Origin of the sequence: Algoriphagus alkaliphilus, from assembly GCF_900103735.1 — a bacterium.
In the GTDB taxonomy this organism is placed as follows: Bacteria; Bacteroidota; Bacteroidia; order Cytophagales; family Cyclobacteriaceae; genus Algoriphagus; species Algoriphagus alkaliphilus.
Genome location: NZ_FMXE01000008.1, coordinates 147,512 through 165,756 on the forward strand (window position 1 = coordinate 147,512; position 18,245 = coordinate 165,756).

Genomic DNA, 18,245 nt, shown 5'->3' on the forward strand with positions numbered 1-18,245 from the left:
GTCTGTGTCTCCACAGGCCACTTAAGTATAAAAAAAAATCATATCCAGACCCCCAAAGCTGTTTACCCTCATGAATTCTTACCTCAAGTATTTTTCCCTTTTTCTGATTTCAATTCTTCTTTTTGCAGCATGCAAAACCAAAAAACCTGTCGCTCAATCTCCGAGACCGAGTAGTCCAGCCTCCACATTCCCTTCAAAAACGAGCGAAACGCTACCTTCCAAAACACTACCCCAGCCTGCTGTAGCCCTGAGGCCGCTGGCCTATCGCATGCCGGATATTCCCCGAGAATTCCGCGGCGTATGGATCGCTACTGTAGCCAATATAGACTGGCCGATATCTTCCACTGATCCATGGGAAAAACAAAAACGGGAATTCATCGCACTTCTGGACTACTACAAATCATTGAACTTCAATGCTGTGATTGTTCAGATTCGTACTGCCGGTGACGCCTTTTATCCAAGCAACCTGGCTCCCTGGTCGAAGTATCTAACCGGAAAACAAGCCCAAGCCCCAAAAACCCAGGAAAATCCACTGACTTGGATGATCAAGTCTGCCCATGACCGTGGTCTTGAATTTCACGCCTGGCTCAATCCCTATCGGGCCACCATGACCCTCAATACAGAGGAACTCAGCCCCGAGCATGACTTCAACACCCATCGGAATTGGATGCTGAAATACGGTAGCAAATGGTATTATGACCCGGGACTTCCTGAGGTGAAAAATCATTTATTGGCGATCATCAATGAAGTGGTTACCAATTACGATGTGGATGCCATTCACTTTGATGATTATTTCTATCCCTATCGGGAACCCAAACAGGAATTTCCAGACAAGGCATCCTACGACAAATACAAAAAACCCGGGCAATCCCGGGAAGACTGGAGAAGACAAAATGTGAACGAGTTGATTTTCGCATTAAATCAAACTATCAAAAGCCAAAAACCCTGGGTGCAATTTGGGATTTCGCCTTTTGGAGTCTGGAGAAATCAGGACAAAGATCCCAAAGGCTCTCCTACCCGTGCAGGTCAAACAAACTATGATGACCTGTTTGCTGACGTTTTACTTTGGATGAAAAACGGCTGGATTGACTACCTTATTCCACAACTCTATTGGAGCATGGAGCATCGTTTAGCTTCTCACCGTAAATTGGCGGATTGGTGGTCCAACAACAGCTACAATACTAATGTCTATATTGGCAATGGACCTTATAAAATTCGAGAGGATTCAGACGAAGCCTGGAAAAATCCTGCCGAACTCAATACCCAAGTTAACTATGCCCGGACTTTACCACAGATCCAGGGAAATGCCTTTTTCTCAGCCAAATCCATGTATGTCAAAAATCGGGATATTGCCGATTTACTGAAAAAAGAAGTGTACGACAAGCCAACTTTACCACCTTCTTTTGAACCGAAGTCTGCTTCCATTATCGATATCCCCGTCGTATTTGATGTAAAAACAACTACTGAAAAAACTCAGATCAACCTTCAAAAACCTTTGGACCCGGCCATCCGGTACGCAATGGTGCAGGGAGGAAGTGATCTGAACACCCTTCATGAAGCCACCATCCATACCGCTTGGGTCGGAGGATCGAGAGTCCGGTATTTAGAAGTACCCAGCCTGAACACTGAGTATTTAGCCATTCGGTGGATTGATCACTACGGAAGAATTGTGCAAACTCAGGTATTTCAAACTCCAAAATCCACCCGCCCATGAAGGACATGCTCGTTCGCCTGGTAGAACTTCCCGATGTTGCTGAATTGGAAAAGAAACTGCTGGAAAAGGAAAAAATAGTCTTTCGGAGGGCAATAGCCCCCGAAAAACATCTGGTCAGCGAATGGGTCATGGAACATTTTGGTGCCTATTGGCAATCTGAAGTAGAAGTCGCTTTTTCGAGACAACCAGTTTCTGTTTGGCTGTCGCAAAGCGGAAATCGAATTCTGGGATTCGCCTGCTATGAAAGCACCGCCAGAAATTTCTTTGGCCCCACCGGCACCATTGAATCCGAAAGAGGTAAAGGAATCGGTAAAATCTTGCTAATTAAATCCCTCGAATCCCTGCGGGAAATGGGATATGCCTATGCAATTATCGGCGGAGTTGGTCCAGCCGAATTTTATGAGAAAGCAGTAGGAGCAAAAATAATTGAGGGCTCTGAAGTCAGTGTTTATGAAAACTTACTGCGTAAAATATGACCCAAAACACCTCCAAAACCCCCTGGCTTTGGGTTCCATCACTTTACCTCACCGAGTCAGTCCCATATGTCATCATCATTACTGTTTCGGTAATCATGTACAAAAGTCTCGGCGTATCCAATGCTGACATCGGGCTTTACACTTCATTTCTGTATTTACCTTGGGTAATCAAACCCATCTGGAGCCCGATTCTGGAGCTTTTCGGCAACAAAAAGAAATGGTTTCTCAGTATGCAGCTAATATTGGCTTTGGCATTTTTGGGAGTGGGGTTGACCACCGGAACTTCACATTTTTTCATTATCACGCTCGCATTTTTCTGGATGGGCGCATTTGCCTCTGCGACCAATGATATTGCTTCGGATGGCATGTACCTCATTGCGCTGAAGCCTGATCAGCAAAGCTTCTTCGTAGGCATGCGAAGTACCTTTTACCGGGTAGGGATGATCACCGGACAAGGCTTGATTGTCATCATCGCCGGAAATCTGGAGACTCACTTTGGTGATCCGGCGAAAGCCTGGTCCTGGACGATGATCATTGTAGCAGGATTAATGCTGACGCTAACGCTGGTTAACTATCTCACCACACCGAATATCATCGAAGACCGAGTAGCGAAAGCTGATCAACCTAGTTTTGGAAAAGTATTTTCGACCTTTTTCACCAAGAAAAATATTGGATTGTCACTCGGCTTTGTTCTCCTCTATCGCCTTGGCGAATCTCAACTGGTGAAGATGGCCTCCCCTTTCTTTTTGGATGAACGTACAGAAGGTGGCTTGGGATTAAGTGTGACGGATGTTGGGTTTCTTTATGGCACGCTTGGGGTAATTTCACTTTTGGCAGGAGGGATTTTGGGAGGAATTTTGATTTCCCGAGACGGACTGGGCAAATGGATGATGCCTATGGTGTTAGCGATTAATGTCCCGAATATTGGATATGTTTTTCTCGCGTGGCTTCAACCCCAAAGTATGGTATTCGCCGGAGGGGTGGTCTTGATTGAGCAGCTGGGATATGGATTTGGCTTTGCCGCCTACATGGTGTTTTTGATTTATTTGGCAGAAGGCCTTTTCAAAACTGCCCATTATGCGCTTGCAACAGGATTTATGGCCATGGGAATGATGCTGCCGGGAATGCTGAGTGGCTATATGCAGGAGTGGTTGGGCTATCCCGGATTCTTTGTTTGGGTGGTGATTGCGACAATTCCAGGGTTTGTGATGGCCTATGTGGTGAAGTATCCGAGGGAATTTGGAAAGAAATTAGAAAGCTAAATTCAGAATACTAAAACTTCGTTATTCGAAATTGAGCGTTCGATATTCGACATTTCAATAATGAATATCGAATGCAGAATGATGAATCGGAAGGCATGTCAGGCTGAGCACTGGAGCTACGAGAGTAGCGTATATCGAAGCCTCTTCAAAGTACGATGTGTGATTTACATAGGGATTAAATGAGATGAGGACTATTCACCGCTTTAACCCCAAACCTTTACAACATTCACAAACAAGACCTCGACTCCACTCGGTCTGACACTAAACCCAATTTTCCAATCTTTCAATTTTGCAATATTCCAATCAGCAAATGAACAAATCCCAAAAAATCGCCCAATCCTTTTCCCCTGCGGCATTTATTCATGATACGGAAGAAAATTACCAAGCCATTGAAAAGCTGATTCGAGCGGATGAAATCGGAGGTTTGACTTTTTTTCACAGCCGGCATTCAGCCGCAGCCAACTTTGAAAAACGGGCAGAAGTGCTGGATGTGACAGAGACATTTGAAAAAATGATCGGGCTGATCAACCGCTATCAGGAGATTTCAAAAATCCCACTTTTGATAAGTATTGACGGGGAATATGGCTTGGCGATGCGGGTGGAAAAAACGCCTCAGTATCCTTTCGCTATTACTTTGGGAGCCTTGAAAAACGACGCAGAAATATGGATCGAAGAAGTCGGCTACCGAATTGGAATGGATATGAAGCGGTCGGGCATTCATCTGAATCTAGCTCCATGTGCGGATGTCAATACCAATCCCAATAATCCGGTGATCGGCTATCGCTCTTTCGGAAACAATCCCGAAAAAGTGGCCAAACTGGCGTTTGCAGCCTATTCAGGGATGAAAAAAGCCGGGATCGGGGCTTGCCTCAAGCATTTTCCCGGACACGGAGACACCGAGGTGGACTCGCACTTGGGCTTACCGATTTTAAATAAAACCAAAGCCGAACTCCAAACTGAAGAACTTTTCCCCTTCCAATATGGAATTGATCGCGGAGTGGAAATGATCATGGTGGGACACTTAGCCGTGCCTGCACTGACCGGAGGAAAAGACATTCCTGCCAGCATCAGCCAGGAGTTGATCACCGATTTGCTCAAGGGAGAAATGGGATTCAAAGGTCTCGTGATCTCCGATGCGCTGAATATGAAAGCGGTCGCAAATCTCTATCCTGAACCCGGAGAATTGGAATGGCAGGCCTTCCATGCCGGAAATGACATTCTTTGTTTTTCAGATCATGTAAAAGAAGGGATCGAAAAAATCGCACAAAACAGCTCAGATGCAGAAGTGGATGCCGTCTTTGAAAGAGTGATGGATTTGAAAAAGCGCTTGGGAGTGTTGGAAACTAGGCCAATTGAGGTTCCAACTTTTGATTGGGAACGTCATTCCAAACTACAAAAGGACTTGGCGGAGAATTATATTTCGGTGATTTCCGGAAAGATAGATTCTGTAGAAATCCAAGAATTGGCAAAAGCCGGGAAACTGGGATATCAGGAGTTTTTCAGTTCGGGAAAAAGTCATTTTGCCCAAAAATTGGAGATTCCATTTTCATCGGTGGAACAAGCGGAAAAAGTAATCCTGACGGTGTTTGTCCCAAGTCACAAGCCATTGAATCAGTTTGGAATGGAGCAAACTGTGCTAGATGAAATTAAGGAATTGGCTAAAAGTAAACCTTGTTTTTTGGTCCATTTTGGAAATCCATTGGCGCTAAAGCACTTGGGAAAGCTGGAAGATTTTGAAGCGGTGGTTTGTGCCTATCAGGGATTTGAGGAGGTGCAGGGAGTGGCGGCCAAAACCCTCCAAGGACTCTAAGTTCCTTGGAGGGTTTCTTTTTTACTTCTCCACGGAAAAGCGATACTTAATGTTATGCACATACTTCTCGCCATGATTTAGAATTGGACTTGGGAAGTTGTGGTGATTGATGCAATCTGGACAGTATGAGTTAAAAGAACCTTAAACAGAAAAAGGCTAAAAATTTTAATTTTGTATCCAAGTGATTACATTTACGTATGTTTCTTCTGGAGAAAACCTCAGAATTCGACAAGTGGCTCAAAAAACTGAATGATAGAAAGGTCAAGGCTAAAATCCTCTTGAGATTACAACGAGTAGAAGTTGGAAACTTGGGAGACACTTCCTCAGTCGGCGAGGGAATTGAAGAATTTCGAATCCATTTTGGTCCGGGTTACAGAATTTACTTTAGAAGACAAGGAGAAAGAATAATACTCTTACTTATTGGCGGGGATAAGAGTTCGCAAGAATCTGACATCAAAAAAGCGAAGGCCCTCTGGAATCAATACAAAGAAAACTAACATGGATACCACAAAATTCGATATAGCAGAATATTTAGATAACGAGGAGATGGTCCAAGAGTACCTCAATACGGTACTGGAAGAGGGAAGCTCTCAAGAAATCGTCGTTGCATTGGGCCATGTGGCAAAAGCAATTGGAATGTCAAAAATCGCCGAGCAAACCGGTCTTAGCCGGCCAAGTCTTTATAAGGCTCTTTCTCCTGACTCCAAACCGCAGTTTGAAACCATTTTAAAAGTAATTCGAGCAATCGGAGAGAATTTGCAGTTTAAGCCAAGCTTGTAATTTTTTCAAAACTAATTCGGAAATTTTCCGAATTAACTTCCAAAAAATGACAAAACCCTCCAAGGGATTTTAAACTCTTGAAGGGTTTCTGTTTTACTTCTCCACCGAAAACCGATACTCAATAGTATGCACGTACTTCTCTCCCGGATTTAAGATCGGGCTGGGGAAGTTGTCATGGTTGATCGCATCGGGCCAATTTTGGGACTCGAGGCAGAAGCCCCAATGTTTGTCGTAGGTTTTACCATCGGCTCCTGCAAAGTTGGAAATAAAGTTGCCGGTGTAGAACTGCACGCCCATGTTGTCCGAGTACATATCCATCACTCGGCCGCTTTCGGCATGTCGCACTCGCACGAAATGCTTCATTTCATCTGACTTTTCCATTTTCATGACCATGTTGTGATCAAAACCACCCGCATTAGCTTCGATCTGATCCCCTAGAATTTTTGGCGTACGGAAGTCAAATGGAGTTCCCGTTACATCTTTCACCTCGCCGGTTGGAATCAGTTCATCATCCACTGGTGTATATGCATCTGCCCAAAACTGAAACTCATGATCCAACACATCCCGCTTAATCCCTCCCAGGTTGAAATAGGTGTGATTGGTCAGGTTGAGTATGGTTTTTTTGTCTGTTTTGGATTCAAAGCGAATACGAAGGGTGTTGTTTGCGGTCAATTCCATCCAAAGGGTGGTTGTCAAAGTACCGGGGTAACCTTCTTCACCATCCGGACTGATGTAGGTCATTTTTACTCCCACAACTGAGTCGTTGGAGTAGGTTTCAGGTGTCCAAACTTTCTTATTGAATCCTTCCACTCCACCATGCAGGTGATTGTCGCCGTTGGTTTTTGCCAACTCATATGTAGTTCCATCGAGGGTGAATTTTGCGTCTGCAATTCGGTTGGCTACACGACCCGCGGTTGCGCCAAAGAACGGATTTGGCTTGGTTAGATATTCTGCCACACTATCCAGTGTCAGTGTAATATTTTCCAGTTTTCCGTTTTTGTCGGGAGTGATGATTTTGGAGATGAGTCCGCCATAGTTTGACATTTCCACCTGCATGGTACCATTGTCGAGGACGTAATGGAATACGGGTTGGCCTTTGTGCTCAGCCACTTGTTCAGCTTTGATCATTAGATTGATTTCTTCTTTAATAGGTTTTTGGTTTGGGGAACAGGAAATAGCTAACAAAGCGGTCAGCGAAATTCCTAAAAGGTTTTGGTATTTCATGGTTTTGGGTTGGAAAGTTGTAATGTGAGAAGGTTGGAAAGTAGGAAAGTACATCAAGCCTATTTGGCCACTCGAAATCATACTTCGTATTTCAAGCCTCGTATTTCTAATTTCGTACTTCGCACTTTCTATTTATTGTCTTATATACTTTTGACGAATCAGATTTATCTGCAGCTGAAGTTCGTCCCGCTGCATGAACTTCCCTCCGATCATAATTGCCTGTGGCTTCTCCAATGTAGTCAGATCTTCAAGCGGATTTTTTTGAACCAACACAAATTCCGCAGCTGCACCTGGCTTCAATACTCCCCACTCTCCTCCCTGCTCATAGTATTCAGCACAATTCACCGATCCGGTTTTTAAAATTTCATAGTTTGACATCCCGGCATTGGACATGGATTCGATTTCCCGGTGAATGGAAAAGCCCGGTACGTTGAATACCTGTGGGGAATCCGAACTCATCAGCATGGGAACACCCGCCTGATGAAGTTCCAGAAAAAGAGCCTTGCGAAAATCAAGGTAAGGTTTCACTTTCTCCTCTGCCAAAACTCCGCTACTTTCCAACTGAGTCTTGGTATTAAACCATTGCGTCACGAGCTGGCCCGGCAGGTAAAACATTTCAGGTTGCTGACGCAATTCGTAGGCTGGTTGATAGCCAAAATATCGCTCAAAAAGCGTCATGGTGGGCGCAACATACGCTTTGTTGTCCAATGTCATTTTGATCAATCCCGGCAAAAGATTTTTATCTACTTCACCTACCGAAAGCATATTGAATGGTCCAGATTTGGTTGGGTCAAGTTTACTCTTATCGGTGATCATCGCTTCAAGATAGCCATCGATATGCTCCACAGATCGGTAGCCTTTGTTCAATGAAGTCACCAAGCCCACGTCCATCGACACGTGACCTCCATAGAAAATACCTATCTTTTTAGCTTCGTCAGCTATGGCCAAAAATTTTGGAGTATCCAATCCGGGATGAAGCTTGAGATGATCGTATCCGGCAGCTTTTTGCGCTCTAACCATCGCTCGTCCTGCTTCGGGGTCAGAGACAGAGGTGCCGTTAAGCGATGGACCGGAGATAAACATCCGAGGGCCTTTGATTTCACCACTTTCAACTCTAGCCTTCAATGTCAAATGCGATTCATGCCCCAACATGCTTCGAATTCTCAGCACCCCATTTGCCAGGTACAGCCATAACACTTCCTCCTGAAATTCGGGGCCAAACTGTTCAGGGAGTGGAATATGCGCATGAAACTCAGCCAAACCCGGAAAAATATACATTCCCCGTCCGTCCAAAGTGCGAATTCCAGCAACGCTGATTTCTTCTTCGGGAGCAATTTCCATGATTACCCCATCCTTCACGTAGATCGAGTGATCCTCCAACACCTTATCATTTTCCATGGTGATGATGTTGACATGATTGATCAGTAGCTCTTGGGAAAAAAGAAGAGAACTGCTGAAAAAGCTCAGAAAAAAGAGCCAAAACAAAATTTTAGAAGGTTTCATAGCAGGGAAAGTTAGCGTTCGAAACATAATTTCGCCCTTTCCCTCATGCAAACCAATCCGATGGTGGATTTTTTTAAGTTCACCGCAGATACGCTGAGAACCCTGAGTTCTATTGTAAGAGGTAAGTGGTGAAAAGTCAGTAGAGAATCAGGAGACATCTTAGCCATCTGTAACCCATTTTTGCCATAAAAGCTCGAAAGTAATAAGTGAAAGATAAATAGTGAAAAATAAAAGGTATGTCTGTGACAATCTGTGACTTTTTCTGTGAAAATCTGTGGGAAACAAAAAAGGCCGGAATTGCTCCAGCCCTCCGAATCTCGAATTTAAGAATTCCATTCTGTGTGGTAAAACTTCCCGCTGGGATCGTCTTTCCGCTGATAGGTGTGCGCACCGAAGTAGTCCCGCTGCGCCTGAATGACCGATGCGCTGGATTCGGCAGTGATTCTACCCAAGAGATAATTAATTCCGGCACTCATCACCGGCAATGCAAACCCATGAGTCAATCCCAGCCCAACCAATTCCGCCAAAGACTTTCTTCCGGAAATCACCTGATCCTTTACACCCGTCATTTCGAAAAACGGCTTGGTATCCGCATAATTCACGGAAATCGTCTCCATCAAGCCCGAACGGATGATACATCCATTGGTCCAGATTCTTGAAATCTCATTGAAGTTCAAGTCCCAATTTTTGGCATCAGAAACAGTTTTCATCAATCGGAATCCCACCTCGTGATTGATGATTCGGGACAAAGAATACGCAGCTTTGATTTTGGGAAGCCATTCTTCGAGCAATCCCTCCACTTTCACAAACTCATGTTGGAAGGCTTTGGAGAAAGCTATCCGCATTGCCTTTTCTCCGGAAACCCCGCGTGCATTGACCGATTCCGCCAAAGGACTGTATGGAATTCCGTATTCCAATGCTGTAGTCAATGACCAAGCCCCGGTTCCTTTTTGGCCAGCCTGATCCAGGATTTTATCCAAAAGCAACTCTCCGTTTTCCTTAAAAAGAAGCAGATCAGCGGTGATTTCAAGCAGGAAGGATTTAAGTTCTCCCTTTCCCCATTCGCTGAAAATCTCAGAAACTTGCTCAGGCGTACATCCAAATCCAAATCTAAACAAGTGCGTCAATTCCGCCAAAACCTGCATTTCTCCATATTCGATGGAATTATGCACCATTTTGATAAAGTGGCCCGAACCGCCCGGCCCTACATACGTCACGCAGGGTTTGCCGTTTTTGTCTTTGGCAGAGATCCTTCCTAGGAAATCCTCCACCATCGCATAGCCTTCCGCATTTCCTCCGGGCATAATTGAGGGACCTTTTCTTGCACCTTCTTCTCCTCCGGATACACCCATTGGCAGGAAGTGCATGTCCAATTCTTTCAATCGGTTTACTCTGCGATCCGAATCCAGGTAAAAAGAATTTCCTCCATCGATGACCAGATCATCTTTTTCCAGAAGTGGAATCAAATTGTCCAATTGAGAATCAATGGCCGCTCCTGCGGGAATCATCATCAAAATCCGGCGTGGCTTTTCGAGTGAATCCACAAATTTTTGCAAGTCCTCAAATGCCAGCATATTAGAAAATTCAGGATTTTCATCGACTACTTTCTGAGCGATTCCTTCCTCTTTTCCAGCTACAAATCGGTTGTAAAGTGATACGGGAACGCCATTTTCAGCCAGATTCAGCGCAAGGCTTTTGCCCATCACGCCCATTCCGATCACGCCCATTTTCATGTTCATAGGTTGAGATTTTAAGTAAGTAAGAGATGCCTCGAGCAATTCTTCGGGAGTCCCGGAAATATCAAGTTCGAATCCGGTCTGTGGTTTTTCCCAAGTGGCAATCTGAGAATCCAGCATTCCGGCTTTCATGTAATGGTTTTTTCGCGCCAGCATCCGCTCCCAAATCAGCTCTCGTGATCCTATCAAGTGAATCCATCGAAGATTTTCTGAAACGTTGAGCTTTTCCCGATACGGATTTTTCAAAGCAGAACAAGCCAACACGGCACCACCTTCAAGCTCCGAAGCTACCAATCGATCCGCCAAAGCCTGAAGCCAGGGAATTCGATTTTCGTCATTGAGCGGATGTCCGGCACTCATTTTGGCGATATTTTCCGCAGGATGAAAATGATCCGCATCAAAAAAAGGAAGTTTGAGCCTTTCGGCCAATAGCGATCCCAAGGTGGTTTTACCCGTTCCCGAGACGCCGGTGACAATTACAAGCATGGGGCGAATTTAAGTTTTAAAGTCCATTGTCCATAGTCTATAGACCATAGTTGGAAGAAAATCTGAGTCTATAAGCTATGGTCTATGGACTATAGGCTATCAGCTAATTTCCCAATCTTCCAATTTTTCAATCTTCCAATCATTACCTTTGCAAATCAATTTTCAAGATTCATGATTTCAGTTGACAATGTGACCGTCATGCACGGCGGCACTCCGCTTTTTAGCAATATCTCCTTCGCCATCAATGATACTGACAAAATAGCCTTGATGGGCAAAAACGGCGCAGGTAAATCCACCCTTCTTAAGATCATCGCAGGTCAAAGCAAACCCACTTCGGGGTCGGTTTCTGCTCCTAAAGGATTTGTCGTCGCCTATCTTCCACAGCATTTGTTGACTGCCGATGACTGCACGGTGATGGAAGAGACTGCCAAGGCTTTTGCGAGTTACCTCGATATGAAGGCTGAAATCGAGAAAATCAACGAAGAACTTACCGTCAGAACAGACTATGAATCGGACAACTATTACAAGTTGATCGAACGTGTCTCCGAACTCAGCGAGAAGTTTTACGCCATAGAAGAGGTGAATTATGAAGCAGAAGTGGAGAAAGTTTTGCTTGGATTGGGATTCGAGCGGACAGATTTCACGCGTTCCACTTCGGAGTTTTCAGGAGGATGGAGGATGCGAATTGAATTGGCTAAAATTCTTTTGCAAAAACCTGATCTGATCCTGCTGGATGAACCAACCAACCATTTGGACATCGAATCCATTCAGTGGTTGGAGGAATTTTTGATGACTAAGGCCAAAGCAGTAGTGGTAATATCTCACGACAGGGCCTTTGTAGACAACATCACGACCCGCACCATTGAGGTCACAATGGGCAGGATATACGACTACAAAGCCAAGTACAGTCATTATCTGGAGCTTCGAAAAGAACGTCGCGAGCAGCAACAGAAACACTACGAGGATCAGCAGCGAACCATTGCAGATATTCAGGAATTTATCGACCGATTCAAGGGTACTTATTCCAAGACATTACAGGTTCAGTCTCGAGTGAAAATGCTGGAAAAAATGGAGCTCATCGAAGTGGACGAGGTAGACAGTTCTGCTTTGAAACTCCGATTTCCTCCATCCCCGAGATCGGGAAATTACCCGGTAATCGTGGATGACATGAGCAAAAGCTATGGAGACCATGTGGTTTTCAAAAATTCGTCCATGACCATTGAACGTGGGCAGAAAGTGGCTTTTGTCGGAAAAAACGGAGAGGGTAAGTCGACTATGATGAAAGCAATCATGGGTCAGATTGAATTTCAGGGTAAATGCGAACTGGGACACAATGCCATGATCGGGTATTTCGCCCAAAATCAGGCCTCACTCCTGGATGAAAGCTTAACCATATTTGAAACAATCGATCAGATTGCGGTCGGCGAAATCCGAACAAAAGTAAAGGACCTTTTGGGCGCCTTCATGTTCAAAGGAGACGAAATCAATAAAAAAGTAAAAGTTCTCTCCGGTGGGGAAAAAACCCGATTGGCAATGATCAAATTACTGCTGGAGCCTGTTAATTTGCTGATTCTAGATGAACCGACCAACCACCTGGACATGAAGACCAAGGACATTATCAAAGATGCCTTGAAGGCATTTGATGGCACCTTGGTGATCGTTTCTCACGATCGTGATTTCTTGGATGGTTTGGTGACCAAAGTTTTTGAATTTGGGAATAAGCGGGTCAAGGAACATTTCGAAGACATCAACGGCTTCCTGAGAAATAAGAAACTGGAGAATTTGAGGGAAGTGGAGCGAAAGCAGTAGGCAGATGTCAGTATTCAGTTTGCAGCCGCAGTAGGCAGAATCGGTGATCAGTGATCAGTAAGCAGTCCCGGTAGGCAGACTGTCAGGCTGAGCAGCTTGTCCGCCGCGGCGGGGAGTCGAAGCCAACTCAGTGATCAGTTTGCAGTCCCAGTAGGCAGAGCTCAATTTGTCAGACTTAGCGGAGTCGAAGTCTTGTAATGTATTCAGTTTTCAATCTCAGTGGGCAGAAAAAAATCCAAAGCACTTTACTTTGGATTTTTTCATTTGCTGTCTATAACAAAATCCTCCAAGAAACTTGTAAGCCTCGAAGGTTGGCTTTCTAACTTCTTTATACTTCTGTCTAACGTCTTTTTTTACAACCCAAATTGTCTCGGTAACCAAAGCGTAATTTCAGGAAACAGCATAATCAGAATCAAAGCAAGAATCATTGCCAAAAAGAACGGAAGCAAGGGTTTAATGACTTTCTGAATCGTCGTCTGCGCAATACCCACACCAATAAAAAGAATCGACCCTACCGGCGGCGTACACAAGCCAATACAAAGGTTAAGTACCATCATAATCCCAAAATGAACCGGATCAACACCAAGATTGGTCACTACAGGCAGAAATATCGGTGTGAAGATCAATACTGCCGGGGTCATATCCATGAATACACCCACAAACAAAAGCAGGATATTTATCAGTATCAGGATCACAATGATATTATCACTGAGCGAGAGCATGGCATTGCTGATGCGCTGAGGAATTTCCTCACTGGACATCACCCAAGACATGGCCATAGAAGTAGCGATCAAAAGCATCACGACAGCGGTGGTTTCGGCTGATTTGAGCAAAACAGAGGGAAGATCCTTGAAACCGATTTCCCGATAAATCAACGTAAGGACTAAGCTATAAACTACGGCTATTGCAGAGGCCTCTGTGGCGGTAAATATGCCTCCGATTATCCCGCCAATTACCACGATCAGCAAAAATAAACTTGGGACTGCTCTCCAAAATGTGGATAAAACCAACGTGATAGAAGAAGATTCTCCAGAAGGAAGTTTTTTGATTTTGACCATTATTGCCGTCGTAATCATCAAAAACAACCCGACCAGTAAGCCAGGCAAATAGCCGGCAACAAACAAAGCAGCTACAGAAACCCCACCTGATGCCAAAGAATAAACGATCAGTACATTGGAGGGAGGAATGATCAAACCCGTCGTGGAAGAAGTAATGTTTACGGCTGCGCCCAACTCTTTGGGATAGCCTTCTTTTTCCATTCTTTTACCCAAAATCCCACCCATAGAGGATGCTGCCGCCACCGCAGATCCCGCAATGGCCCCCATCAGCATCGCCGCAACGATATTGACATGAAGCAAGCCACCCGGAAGTCTTCCAGTGAGTGCTTTTGCAAATTCTATCAATCGATTGGCTATACCTCCGCGGTTCATCAACTCTCCTGCTAGGATGAAAAATGGGATTGCAAGCAAGGAGAAGCTGTCCAATCCCGTCCCCATCCGCTGAGCTACAGTAGTAATTGCAGGCATGGTAGCCACGGTGACCATCAAGGTCAACATGCTGGAAAGTCCAAGACTCCAAGCTACCGGAACACCTATCCCAAGAAAAAATATAAAAGATAAAACGAGTACTAATATGCTTATCACTTCCATTATTCGGCTGATTTTAAAGATTGAGTCAATTGAACAATGGTAAACGCTTGATAATAACAAACCAAAATCCCGCTGAATGGAATGATGCCATACACATAGGCCAAAGGAATCTGAAGCGCGGCGGATTTTTGGGCCAAAATAAACGTAATGTAGACCAAATTAGAGCCTCCAATGACCATGACTGTCAAAGCGAAAGCCAGGACCAAAACACTTACCAAAATCAGGACTTTCTTCTGAAGCTTTTCCCTGAGGCTATTTAGAATAATATCGATGGCGAGGTGTTCGTTTTTCCCGGCTACATAGGCCGCACCGAGCATCCCCACCCAAATCAACATGTATCGGGAAAGTTCATCCGTAAATGAGCTCGGATCTTTAAAAACGTAGCGGGAAGTCACTTGCCAAGTCACATTCAGTACCATCAGGGCCATCAGGATGACCAGCATAGTGGCGATCAACTGATCCAGTTTGGATTTTGCGTAGTCGGAAAACATTTTCGCTTCAGGGTTTTGGGTTAATTGACTTCTCGGATTGCACTGACTAAAGCATAGATCTCCGGTTGCTGAACCTTGAGTTGTTCATATACACTTTCCACTGCCTTACGGAAGGGTTCTTTGTCCGGATAAGTAATGGTGACACCTGCGGCTTCAAGCTCTCGCATGGATTCGGCAGTGGATTCGGCCCAAAGTTTATATTCATAGGTTGCAGATTCGTCAGCCGCTTCCTGAACCCACTTTTGCTCCTCCGGGGTAAGCCTTTCCCAAACTTTGGTACTGATGATTACTACATCAGGAATAGCCGTATGCTCATTCAAACTGTAAAATTTACAGACTTCGAAATGCTTGGAGGTGTACAAACTTGGAGGATTGTTTTCCGCTGCATCCACGATCCCTTGTTGCAAAGCCGTGTACAGTTCCCCATAGGAAACTGGAGTCGGTGAACCTCCAAAGCTCTTGACCATACTTGCAGCAGTTGGGCTCTCCATTACCCGGACTTTGAGACCGGCGAGATCTGCCGGTGTTTCCACCGGTTTGTTTTTGGTATAAAAACTCCGCTTTCCTGCATCGTAATAGGTCAGGCCACGGAGCCAAAACTCCTCTCCATCCAGCAAAAGCTGTTTTCCGATCTCCCCTTCCAAGACTTTGCGCTGATGCGCATCATCCCGGAATAAATAAGGCATTCCAAAAACCTGCATCGTGGGCGCAAAACCTTCCAAAGCAGCAGCCGAAACCTTTGTCATCCCCAAACTCCCGATCTGCAAAAGCTCCAGCAGTTCCCGTTCAGATCCCAATTGCTGATTGGGATAGACTTTCATGATGATCTTACCGTTGGATTTTTTCTTGACCTGTTCGGCCATAAAAAGCATGGCCTCGTGGACGGGATGGTTCACAACTTGCGCATGGCCCAGCTTGATGATTTTGACATCCAGCGGCCCGGAACAGGAAATGGGCAAGAACCCGGCAAGCAGAATGAAAACAAAAAGAGTGATGGTCTTATTCATGGGCTTACTGTATTAGAAAAGGGACTACCAATATTAGATTTTCCTCGCATAGATTCCTCAGAAATTACGGAATCGATTTAAAACCAATTTTTTTGATGAAATGAACACACAAACACAATACAATTCGGACTCTTGTACGTTTCTTATGCTCGCTTTACTCTCCGAGATTCAGCTTTCGGGTATCAGGAATTCTAAAAGGAAAAAAACCTAGCCATTAGGTCTTATCTGAAAAAGGGAATTCAATGAGCTTTCCCTCCTTTGATGAAAAATAGATCGCGCGGATCAGCTCCACGGATTTTCGGGCAGTTTTACCATCTACAACTGGAGTTAAATCTTCCTTAATTGCTTTTACAAAAAGCCTCCACTGCTCTAAATGCAACTGATGACCGATGGCTGTGGGATCTGAAGCTCCCGATCCGGCAGCATTTTCAGTTGGTTTTATGGATTCAGTATTTCCCTTTACATTCCAAGCTGTCAATTTTCCTGCTTCCAGGATCGCACTTCCTTCCGTACCGAAAATCTCAATCCGCTCAGGATATCCGGGGTAAAGTGCTGTTGCTGAAGTAATATTCCCCAAGGCTCCGTTTTTGAAATTCACAATTGCAGCACCCAAATCTTCCCCCTCAATTGGGTACAAGGTCGTCTGCACCTGCCCAAAAACACTTTTCACTTCGCCCATTAGATCCAAAAGCAAGTCGATGGTGTGTATGCCCTGATTGATCAATGCTCCTCCACCGTCGGCTTGCAGGGTTCCTTTCCAATTGCTTGTGGAATAGTAAGCAGAATCTCTGAACCAGTTCACATAGGCATTGCCCATAAGGAGTCTACCAAAAACACCTTCAGATACGGCTTTCTTTAGCTTTTTATAATCTTCAGTAAATCGATTCTGGAAAATTACTGCCAGTTTTACTCCGCTCTCCGAACAAGCCGAGATCAATTCATCGGTTCGCTGAAGATTGATTTCGATCGGCTTTTCAATCATCAGGTGCTTACCGGCTTTTGCGGCAGCTAATCCCGTTTCCAAATGCATCCCGCTTGGGGTACAAACACAGACAATTTCCAAATCGGGTACATTTAAAAATTCATTCAAATCAGTGAAAACTGGAAGACCAAATTGAGCTTTGGCTTTTGCGGCACTTTCAGGTTTGGGGTTGTACAATGCGACCAATTCTGCACCATCAATCTCAGCAATAGCCTGCGCATGCTTTCCGACGATTGACCCTGTTCCGATGATTCCAATGTTCATTATTCTAGATGTTTAAGGATTTTTGACAAAGTGGATTCTGCCACAGGTATTCCATTTTTCAGATTTTTCGCTCGGGTTTCCACGACTTTTTCCCCCGGAAATCGAATTGCTTGGTCTTCAAAAACGGCAGAATTTTTAAGATTATCAAGGATACTATCAGTCTTTTGCTCCATCCAATCCATCAAGTCCAACTTGACCGGGTCAAAGCAGAGAAAAACCTGTGAAAGCCCATATTCATCGCCATTGTGATCAACTTCATGTGTGGAGTTTCCCCCTGAAAGTATAGACACCAGCAAATCCAGCATCAAAGAAAGGCCTGCCCCTTTCCACAGACCCATGGGCAAGGCAAGGTGATTTTCTAAAATCACTTTAGGGTCTTTTGTTAGATTTCCAGCTTGGTCAAAACCGCCGTCATAGGGCAAATCCTGATCCTTTTTTGCAAAAAGGCTCATTTTACCATAAGCAAACTGAGACATGGCCATGTCCAAAACGACCGGTGAGATCTTTCTTGGAATGCCGATTACCAAAGGATTATTTCCCAAAACAGGCTCACTTCCGCCCCAAGAAGGCATATTGGGTTTGGTATTGGTAAAACAAATCCCGATACACCCCGCATCCACCGCCTGCCAGCCAAAATTCCCTCCTCGCATCCAGTGATTGGTTTGGGCAAGTGTGACACAGCCGACCCCAAATTCATTGGAGAGGCTGATCGCCCGATCCATGGCAAAATGTGCATTTAGATTTCCCGGCCCCAAATTACCATCCCAGCGTTCAAACATCCCGGTTTTACTCAGGAGTGTGGGTGAATGGGATGGTTTGACATAGCCCTTTTCTATAAATTCCAAGAAAAGCGGAAATCGGTTGACCCCGTGAGACCGGACTCCATCCAGATCTGCTTTTGCAAAAAGAGTAGCGCAGCGATTCGCACGGTTTTCCTCAAAACCAAACTTCAGTAAAATCTGCTTGAGCCTTGAAACCAACTCGTCAAACGATATCAGTACATCATTCATATTCGGTTAAAGAAAGAAAAAATGGTCACAAATCGAAATTTG

General features: G+C 44.7%; 15 protein-coding genes. 7 read left to right on the forward strand and 8 right to left on the reverse strand.

Translation table 11 applies throughout. The features are described from left to right. The first annotated feature begins 70 nt into the window (after nucleotides 1-70). The 6 genes from BLQ81_RS07315 to BLQ81_RS07340 all read left to right on the forward strand — a co-directional run bounded on the left by BLQ81_RS07315 (nucleotide 71) and on the right by BLQ81_RS07340 (nucleotide 6,042). Nucleotides 71-1,714 carry a glycoside hydrolase family 10 protein gene (locus BLQ81_RS07315; RefSeq protein ID WP_175454181.1) on the forward strand — a complete coding sequence of 548 codons (1,644 nt, stop codon included), beginning with the start codon at nucleotides 71-73 and terminating at the stop codon, nucleotides 1,712-1,714. Beyond that, a complete protein-coding gene (locus tag BLQ81_RS07320; protein ID WP_092729295.1) occupies nucleotides 1,711-2,190 on the forward strand; it encodes a GNAT family N-acetyltransferase in 480 nt (159 codons plus the stop codon). Before BLQ81_RS07315 ends, BLQ81_RS07320 begins: the two co-directional genes overlap by 4 nt. Beyond that, nucleotides 2,187-3,452, forward strand: a complete 1,266-nt coding sequence (locus BLQ81_RS07325) for an MFS transporter (RefSeq protein WP_092729296.1) — start codon at nucleotides 2,187-2,189, stop codon at nucleotides 3,450-3,452. Before BLQ81_RS07320 ends, BLQ81_RS07325 begins: the two co-directional genes overlap by 4 nt. 310 nt (nucleotides 3,453-3,762) lie before the next feature. Further along, the gene (locus tag BLQ81_RS07330) at nucleotides 3,763-5,262 is read left to right on the forward strand and encodes a glycoside hydrolase family 3 protein (RefSeq protein ID WP_092729297.1); all 1,500 of its coding nucleotides are present in this window, start codon (nucleotides 3,763-3,765) and stop codon (nucleotides 5,260-5,262) included. Between the two features lie 197 nt (nucleotides 5,263-5,459). Further along, the gene (locus BLQ81_RS07335) at nucleotides 5,460-5,759 is read left to right on the forward strand and encodes a type II toxin-antitoxin system RelE/ParE family toxin (RefSeq protein WP_092729298.1); all 300 of its coding nucleotides are present in this window, start codon (nucleotides 5,460-5,462) and stop codon (nucleotides 5,757-5,759) included. A gap of 1 nt (nucleotide 5,760) precedes the next feature. Further along, nucleotides 5,761-6,042 (forward strand): addiction module antidote protein, encoded by a 282-nt coding sequence (locus BLQ81_RS07340; RefSeq protein ID WP_092729299.1) that lies wholly within the window; start codon nucleotides 5,761-5,763, stop codon nucleotides 6,040-6,042. A gap of 93 nt (nucleotides 6,043-6,135) precedes the next feature. Here the strand turns inward: BLQ81_RS07340 and BLQ81_RS07345 are convergent, their stop codons facing one another. From BLQ81_RS07345 to gndA, 3 genes are all read right to left on the reverse strand, one after another. Beyond that, nucleotides 6,136-7,266, reverse strand: a complete 1,131-nt coding sequence (locus BLQ81_RS07345; RefSeq protein ID WP_092729355.1) for an aldose epimerase family protein — start codon at nucleotides 7,264-7,266, stop codon at nucleotides 6,136-6,138. Nucleotides 7,267-7,398: 132 nt separating this feature from the next. Continuing rightward, on the reverse strand, nucleotides 7,399-8,769 hold the full coding sequence (locus tag BLQ81_RS07350) for an amidohydrolase family protein (RefSeq protein WP_092729300.1): 1,371 nt from the start codon (nucleotides 8,767-8,769) through the stop codon (nucleotides 7,399-7,401). 323 nt (nucleotides 8,770-9,092) lie between these two features. Further along, nucleotides 9,093-10,991, reverse strand: coding sequence for an NADP-dependent phosphogluconate dehydrogenase (gene gndA, locus BLQ81_RS07355; RefSeq protein ID WP_092729301.1), 1,899 nt, complete (start codon nucleotides 10,989-10,991; stop codon nucleotides 9,093-9,095). A 171-nt stretch (nucleotides 10,992-11,162) separates the two neighbouring features. Here gndA and BLQ81_RS07360 point away from each other — a divergent pair, with 171 nt between their 5' ends. Next, nucleotides 11,163-12,800: an ABC-F family ATP-binding cassette domain-containing protein gene (locus BLQ81_RS07360; RefSeq protein ID WP_092729356.1), complete on the forward strand. Its 1,638-nt coding sequence runs from the start codon at nucleotides 11,163-11,165 to the stop codon at nucleotides 12,798-12,800. Between the two features lie 353 nt (nucleotides 12,801-13,153). Here the strand turns inward: BLQ81_RS07360 and BLQ81_RS07365 are convergent, their stop codons facing one another. The 5 genes from BLQ81_RS07365 to yiaK all read right to left on the reverse strand — a co-directional run bounded on the left by BLQ81_RS07365 (nucleotide 13,154) and on the right by yiaK (nucleotide 18,203). Continuing rightward, a complete protein-coding gene (locus BLQ81_RS07365; RefSeq protein WP_092729302.1) occupies nucleotides 13,154-14,449 on the reverse strand; it encodes a TRAP transporter large permease in 1,296 nt (431 codons plus the stop codon). Continuing rightward, nucleotides 14,449-14,940: a TRAP transporter small permease gene (locus BLQ81_RS07370; protein ID WP_092729303.1), complete on the reverse strand. Its 492-nt coding sequence runs from the start codon at nucleotides 14,938-14,940 to the stop codon at nucleotides 14,449-14,451. The genes BLQ81_RS07365 and BLQ81_RS07370 overlap by 1 nt, the downstream gene beginning before the upstream one ends. Nucleotides 14,941-14,960: 20 nt before the next feature. Next, on the reverse strand, nucleotides 14,961-15,947 hold the full coding sequence (locus tag BLQ81_RS07375; RefSeq protein WP_092729304.1) for a TRAP transporter substrate-binding protein: 987 nt from the start codon (nucleotides 15,945-15,947) through the stop codon (nucleotides 14,961-14,963). Nucleotides 15,948-16,161: 214 nt separating this feature from the next. Then, on the reverse strand, nucleotides 16,162-17,193 hold the full coding sequence (locus BLQ81_RS07380; protein ID WP_092729305.1) for a Gfo/Idh/MocA family protein: 1,032 nt from the start codon (nucleotides 17,191-17,193) through the stop codon (nucleotides 16,162-16,164). Beyond that, nucleotides 17,193-18,203, reverse strand: coding sequence for a 3-dehydro-L-gulonate 2-dehydrogenase (gene yiaK / locus BLQ81_RS07385; RefSeq protein ID WP_092729306.1), 1,011 nt, complete (start codon nucleotides 18,201-18,203; stop codon nucleotides 17,193-17,195). The genes BLQ81_RS07380 and yiaK overlap by 1 nt, the downstream gene beginning before the upstream one ends. Nucleotides 18,204-18,245: the final 42 nt, after the last annotated feature.